2 protein-coding genes and 1 pseudogene are annotated in these 3,443 nt (G+C 55.7%); all 3 read right to left on the bottom strand.

All coding sequences use genetic code 11. The features are described 5' to 3' along the window. Positions 1-217: 217 nt before the first annotated feature. Positions 218-1,525: a Mob protein gene (locus ACTG3Z_RS17440; RefSeq protein ID WP_439144271.1), complete on the bottom strand. Its 1,308-nt coding sequence runs from the start codon at positions 1,523-1,525 to the stop codon at positions 218-220. An 864-nt stretch (positions 1,526-2,389) separates the two neighbouring features. Then, positions 2,390-3,127: an ABC transporter permease gene (locus ACTG3Z_RS17435; RefSeq protein ID WP_439144270.1), complete on the bottom strand. Its 738-nt coding sequence runs from the start codon at positions 3,125-3,127 to the stop codon at positions 2,390-2,392. Then, positions 3,124-3,443: pseudogene (locus tag ACTG3Z_RS17430) on the bottom strand (TenA family protein); the annotation flags it as partial. The gene ACTG3Z_RS17435 and the pseudogene ACTG3Z_RS17430, both read right to left, overlap by 4 nt.

Genomic DNA, 3,443 nt, shown 5'->3' with positions numbered 1-3,443 from the left:
TTTGAATCCCGAATGGAAATTCGGAACTTTTAGGAGAAGCCATTGGCGCACCCGCAGCGAACGACAGCAAAGTCCGCGAACTGTGAATTCGCCCATCAGTTGATTTCGCGCTCGCGGCGAAGGTCCGCTATGCGGGCTGCGACCGCAGCATCCTGACCGATCGGCGAAAGGCCGGTAAGGGCCGAAAAGGTTCATCGGTCGTAGAAAAAAGGGTGGATCATGGTTTTGGGTTGTGGCCCCGGTTTGGCGCTGTGTGTTGCCGTGCGTTCTTTTGTCCAAGAAGTGCGACGATTTTCCGAAACAGTTGGCTAACTTTACCACGCGGTGGCTTGGGGCCAAACAGGCGCTTCAAGAAGGGCGGCGTGTTTGTCATCGCAACACCATCCTCGGTAATTTCTGCTTCACCAGCGGCCATTCGGGTCACGAGTATATCCATCGCCTCAATCCCTGCGTCCAGTTCTGCTTCTTTTTGCAAGTAGCGCTCCTTCGCATCGAGCGCATACCCAGCGTTTTCGTCAGCACGTTTTTCACTTTGCTGGATGCTCTCTAAATCCGCTTTGATTTTCTTCGCTGTGGTTTTCTGGGCGTCATATTGCTTTGTCGATAATCTCTGTCTACGCGGTCCATCGCGCAGGAGACCGCAGGGCCTTCCGACCTTGTCATAGTATCGATCCTGGAGCTGTTTTAGCGCTTTGGTGTAGGCTTGCTTTTCAGGGATTGCGCCACGTGCCTTACGGGCGATTTTAAGATGCTCACTGTTTTCGGCGTCCCATTGCGCCATCAATGCATCGTTGCGGGCTGCCACCTCTGCGCAGGCCTTTTCCCAGACGTCCAGCTGTGCCGCACGCTTTGTTTTGTTCTTTTTCTGCGTTTCGCGGTTTTTCGAAGGGCGGGGCTGTTTAGGCTTGTTGGGACGCTTTTCTAAGGTTGGTTTCGGAAGAGCAGAGACGGCCGTAGGCGTCTCCAATTCTTCCCTCAATTTTGCAGCGGCCGCCTTGCCGGCATGCAGCTTGTTGGCGTCTAGTTTTGGATCTGTCGTGTTGATTGCAATGATATGGAAATGCACAAACCCTTCGTCCAAATGCATGACAGCAGACCAATCGACTCCATCGGGAATGCGGGTTTTAAAGTCGGTAAGGGCTCGGTTGATCCATTCCTTGATCGCGGGTGCATGAGCTTGCTTGTCATTCAATAACGCATCGGCGGGCAGGGGGTGAGAATGGATTTCCGTGTACAGTGTTGCCGCATCTTTGCGCAGTTTGCGCGTGTACGTGGTGCCATCTTTTTGGGTAACGGTCTCACGCAGGTTCGCCAAAATTGCCGAGCGTTTTTCTTGGAGCTGGCGTAATGGCATCGTGCCGCCGACGGGGATGATCTTGCGTGGGTTCTCGACATGTTTGGAATACGCGGGCACCCGCATCGCTTCGCCGAGAACTTGCGCCGCACAGTTGTAATGATCCTCTGTTCCGTGGACTTTCTTGCTGGCCTCGGAATATGTCTCGATGTGCAAAAATTGATAGGCCATATGCCTTCCTTTCTGTTGGGCTACAGAAAGGCTCGGCGGGCTTCATGAAAGTTCAAAACTGGAATTCGGTTTCTCAGTGCAAGATGAGCTGCTTTATGTGGATAACCAAAATATTGGACCAGAATAGCTTCTTATAGAGACAGACTGTAGGTAGCTTTGAAAGCTACCTGTCTGCCACTTACGCCGTGGGGGCGCTCCGTCGTTTTGCAAGCAAAACAACTGCGCGGGGCCAAGGCCCCTTGCCTGATCGTTAAACAATTTCTTATGATCGTTTAACCATATTTCGGGTAACGCTAATCTGTGCAACTTCAAGGTATGCTTGCCAATACACCGGGCGAATGTTTCCTGACTTCTCCTTTTTCGAGATTGGCCTTCATTTGCTCGTTTCCCATGGCTCTTTTATCATTGGATCGGGGTGTGGGGTGTCCCCAGCCAACTTCTCATCCATAGCGTGGTGGAGCGGCGCAACGCTCCAATTGAGGTCATCATAAACGGCCCATACCGGCCATTGGACACGCGTTACCATCGCTGCGGTGCGACCCGCCAGACCGGACTTTCGCCGCACTGCCGAAATCCTGATCCGCTCGAACTCACAGTCTGCGGACAAACCAGACTTGTGCAGGCGTGGCTATTGCTGACGCAGCATTGGCTCGCATGTGCAGCGCTTTTGGTGCCACGACGCAATCAACGTCGCCAGACCGACCATTCGCGATCAGCCCACATCCTCGATCCTTACCTTCGCCGTAGTAAGGTTGGGCAAGCGACGCGCGGACAGAGTTGCTTTTGGCGTTTCCCTCTTCGCTGATGCCGCGAACATCAGCGGGCTTTACAACGAGAGCGGCTTTCAATCTGTGCCAACCCAGGCTACTCTGGCTGATCTAAAGTCTTTTCGCACAGTTTATTCACCGCCGCGTGCAGCAGGATCGTCAGAACCGCGAGCACGATTAGCGCCGCGAACATAAGGTCCGTCTTGGCGCGGCCATTTGCCAAAAGCATCAGATATCCCAAGCCCTTTGAGGCCCCAACCCATTCGCCAATGATCGCGCCAATGGGCGCGTAGACCGCCGCCAGCCGCAGGCCGGAGGCAAAGCCGGGTAAGGCCGCAGGGACCCGGATATGCCACATGATGCGCGCGCGGCTTGCGCCCATGACTTTTGCCAAACCGATCCAGTCCCGATTCGTCCGCATGAGCGCGTCGAAAAAGGAGGACGTCACCGGGAAATAAATGATGATCAGGGCCATTGTGATCTTGGACCAAAGCCCGAAGCCCAGCCAAAGGGTCAAGATCGGGGCCAAGGCAAAGACCGGCACGGCTTGGCTGAATACCAAGATGGGCCGCACCAGCGCGCGGGCGGTTGGTGAGGCCACCAGCCCGATGGCCGACACAAACCCAAGTGCTGCGCCCAGCACGAGGCCAATGAGCACTTCAGCCATTGTGATGAGTGCATGTTCCGCCAAAAGCGCGCGGCTGTCCCAGATGGTCTGCGCGACCAAGGCGGGCGGCGGCAAAATGAAACGGGCGACGCCCGTGGTCCAGATCACGGTTTGCCACAGGGCCAACATCAAACATGTCGCCGCGATCCCGGCCCGCCAACCGGTCATTTTTCGACCGTAAAGCCAGCCCAGGACGCATCAAAAAAGGCGCGTTCCAGACGGACCGCTTGCGCGAAGGTCCCGGTGACGTCTGCGCGGGCGGCGTCATCGAGCGTGTCCCACGCTTGATCCAGCTGACCGCGCAAATAGGCCACGACCTGCGTAAATCCGTCGCCTGAATGCAGGGTAATCCACTCTCCCAGCCAAAACGGCAGGTCATCTGCACGGCCCTCAAACGGGGTGGCCCAATCAAGATAAGTCCATTCGGCGACCACCAGAACCGACAGCATGATCTCATATCGCCCTGAGCGGCGCGCCTGATCCA

The sequence above is a fragment of the Planktotalea sp. genome, from assembly GCF_965659345.1.
Classification (GTDB): Bacteria; Pseudomonadota; Alphaproteobacteria; order Rhodobacterales; family Rhodobacteraceae; genus Planktotalea.
Note: the sequence above shows the minus strand (reverse complement) of the source record. Positions and strands in the feature narration are given on the sequence as shown.